Source organism: Trueperaceae bacterium, assembly GCA_031581195.1.
Classification (GTDB): Bacteria; Deinococcota; Deinococci; order Deinococcales; family Trueperaceae; genus SLSQ01.
This window is the reverse complement of record JAVLCF010000160.1, coordinates 1-3,605: the sequence shown is the minus strand read 5'-3', so window position 1 is coordinate 3,605 and position 3,605 is coordinate 1. Positions and strand designations below refer to the sequence as shown.

The window sequence follows — 3,605 nt, the reverse complement described above, 5'->3', positions numbered from 1 at the left end:
CGAACGGGCGTCCGACGTCGAGCCGCTCGCTTCCGGAGGTTCCCATGTCCCATCCCGCCGCCCGGCGCCGAAGGCGTCGAACGCCGCGTTTCGTTCCCCCCGCCACCGCCCTTGTGATCGCCCTCACGAGCCTCGTCGCATGCCGAGCGACGAACGTTCCGCCCGGCGCCACCGGGGAGGCCGACCTCGCCGCGAGCACCCTGACCGCGACGCGCGACGCCGCCCCCGCGGACGGCCGCGCGCTCGTGGACCTGACGTTCCAAGCCCGCAACGCCGACGGCGACGCGCTCGCTCGCGAGGGGCTCCCCGTCGTGTTCGAAGCGACGCTGGGGACCCTCCGGGCGGACGGCGCCTCGGGCGCGCAGGCGCGCGGTGCGGACGCCCCCACCACGGTGCGGGCCCGCACCGACGCCGAAGGCCGGGCGCGCGCCCGCTGGTCGGCGGGCCGCTACGGCAACGGCGAGGTGCGGGCCCGATTCGCCGAACGCGACGCCTCCACCGACCCCGTCACCGCCACCGCCGCCTTCTACGGGACCACGCCCGACGAGGTCGCGCTCGACGGGCCGGACGGCGATGCGGAGTCCGCCACGGGCGTGACGAATCCCCCCGCGAGCGTCCGCCTCCGCGAGGACGGCACCGTCCGCGCCGTCGTCGAGGTGCAGCTCCGCGACGCCGACGGCGCCGCGGTCCGCGCGGGGGGCGTTCCGGTCACGTTCGCCAGCGCGGACGGCACCCTCGTCACGCCGGTCGTCGTCACCGACGAGGACGGCGTCGCCCGCACCACCTTCACGATGCCGGGCGGGGCCGGCGACGTCGCGCGCATCACCGCCCACCTGGGGCCCGACGCGAACGCTCCACGCATCGGCACGACCCGCATCGCCTTCGAGGCGACGCTCGTCGCGACCGACGACGGACCGTACGCGCTCCCGCAGGGGGGCACGCGGACGCTGTCGATCGAGGACGACCTGCTCGACGACGACGCCGCCACCGACGGCGTCCCCCTCCGCTTCCTTCCCGAGGCCGTCACGACGACCGGCGTCGACGTGACCCTCGACGGCGACGCCCTCACCGTGACCGCCCGCGCCGAGGTCGGCGGGACGGCGCGGTTCGCGTACGCCGTGGCGGACGACCAGGACCGCCGCGCCGACGCCACGGTCGCGTTCGACGTCGTCCCCGACCTGCAGCGCTCGATCGTGACCGCCTCCGACGCGATCCTCGCCGGGGACGGCGAGGCCGCCACCGAAATCCGCGTCCTTCTTCGAGACGCGCGCGGCGCGCCGCTGGGGGTCGGCGACCTCCCCGTCACCCTCACGACCGACGCCGGCTTCCTTCCGACGCCGGCGCTGCGCACCGACGCCACCGGTCGGGCCGCGACGACACTCGTCGCCGACGACGCCTACCCGGTCGACGCGACGGTCCGGGCGCTGCTGGGGGGCGACGAAGCCCAGGAGATCGGGCGGGTCGTCGTCCGTTTCTCCGCGCCGTTGCGTGCGAACGACGACGGTCCGTACGCCGTCGTCCAGGGGGCGGACCGCACCCTCGACGTCGCGACGCTCTTCGCCAACGACGCATCCGACGACCCGAACGCCGACCTGGCGTTCGCCGGGCTCTCCGCCACCGACGGGGTGACGGTCGTGACGCCCACCGAGGACCGCCTTCGCGTCACCCCCACCGCGCCCGCCGGGACGCGGGCGTCGTTCACCTACCTCGTCGAGGACGAGCACGGCCTCCGCGCGGCCGCGGACGTCGCGATCGACGTGACCGCCGACCCCACGACGTCCACGTTCTCCGTCACCGATCTCGCCATCGCCCCCGAGACCGGCACGACGGACCTCGTCGCCCGCCTCTCCGACGCCGACGGCGACACGATCGAGCGCGCTGGGCTTCCCGTCACCTTCGCCACCAGCCACGGCACCTTCGCCCCAGGACCGGCCACGTACACGACCGCGACCGACGCGACGGGGGTCGCTACCGCGACGCTCGTCGCGTCCGACGACCCCGACACCCTCGCGAACGTCAGCGCGCACGTCGGGACGACCGCCTCGGACGCCACGCGCATCTCCACCGTCGACGTCGCGTTCTGGCGTCCCGTCGTCGCGAACGACGTGACTCTGTCGGGCAGCGACGCCCTCGACGAGGACACGACCGGCAACCGCCTGGCGATCGCCGACCTCCTCGCGGACGACGTCGGGGCGGACGGCGCGACGCCCTCCCCCGCCGACGTGACGGTCCTGTCCGACACCGCGCATGCCCTGAGCGTGACGCGCGACGGCGACGACGTCGAGGTGGACGTGGGGAGGTTCGCGGACCGACGCGGGCAAGGCACCTTCGCCTACCGGCTCCGCGACCCCGACGAACCGTCCAACACCGACACGGCGACCGTGACGATCGACGTGAACCTCGCACCGAGGGACGCGATCGTCTTCCCGAACGACGCCACCTGGGACGCCTTTCGCGACGAGGGGGGCTACACCCCCCCGACGTTCACGGAGGTGTTCGACACCTGGCCGGTTTTTGGGGCACCCTTGAATGGGGTCCACCAAATCTGGTCCACCACCGACGACGCCGAAGGCAGGGACGCGAAGTCGTGGACCGCCTCGAGCAGCGACCTCTTCGGGGGGGACTTCATCCAAAACACGTGGAATACCGGTCATCCCAGCGGGTTCTTCAGCCCCGAAGCGGACCACCACGAGACCCTCCGCCTCGAGGCGACGCTGTGGTCCGACGCCAGCGACAACGACGAGATCGGGTTGATCGTCGCGCTCGCCGAAACCGACGCGACGAACTTCCGGTACCTCGTCGCGACGCGCTCCCCCGGGCGCATCTCCGGGACGTGGAGTTTGGATGAGGGTTGGGCCCTCGTGGACGTGAGCGTGACGGACGGAGAGTTTTCACGCACCATCGTCGCGGAGACCGACGTCCCCGGCGACCCCGATTCGACCGGCTGGGGAGACCCGTCCGGAAGCGACCTGGCCGACGGGTACCAAACCCGGGTGCGGGTCGAGCGGGCGGGGGACCAGGTGACGGTCCGGGCGACCCCGTTCAGCGCCACGGAGGCCCGCATGACGACCGAGAACGCGACGTACCCCGACGGCGCCACGATCACGCTGGACCTCGACACCGGCGACTGGACCGCGGGCAGTACGGAGGGCACCTACGGCTCCGACCTCGACGCCTACGCGGGACCGAAGCCGTACGGGTACATGACGTACAGTCAACCCAATACGACGTTCCTGGCCGTGGACGCCGCCGGCGGCGTCGACACGTCCACCGCGTACGTGCTCGCCGATCCGTCGGAAACCGACGCCTGGACCGGCTCGACGCGCTACGACTTCGGGGACGAGGGCGACGCCTGGGTCTCCGACACGGACGACGGGGCGGCCCTCCGCACGGCGTTCGGGTGGCCGCGGAAGCTCACGGCGGTCGACCCGAGCTCGCCGACCGACCACGTCTACCGCACCGAGGAGGGCGGCATCCGCCGGATCAGCCCCACCGACTGACCCGCCCTGACCCGAGGGCCGGGCGGGGACGGCGCACCCGCCCGGCCCGCCCTCAGCCGCGCACGCGGAGCGGCAGCTCCCGCGACGCGTGCTGCTGGAGGTAGA

At 73.6% G+C, this 3,605-nt stretch carries 1 protein-coding gene; it reads left to right on the top strand.

Annotated features, from left to right (window positions below; genetic code table 11):
* The first annotated feature begins 113 nt into the window (after positions 1 to 113).
* Positions 114 to 3,500 (top strand): hypothetical protein, encoded by a 3,387-nt coding sequence (locus RI554_10820; protein MDR9392508.1) that lies wholly within the window; start codon positions 114 to 116, stop codon positions 3,498 to 3,500.
* Positions 3,501 to 3,605 lie beyond the last annotated feature (105 nt).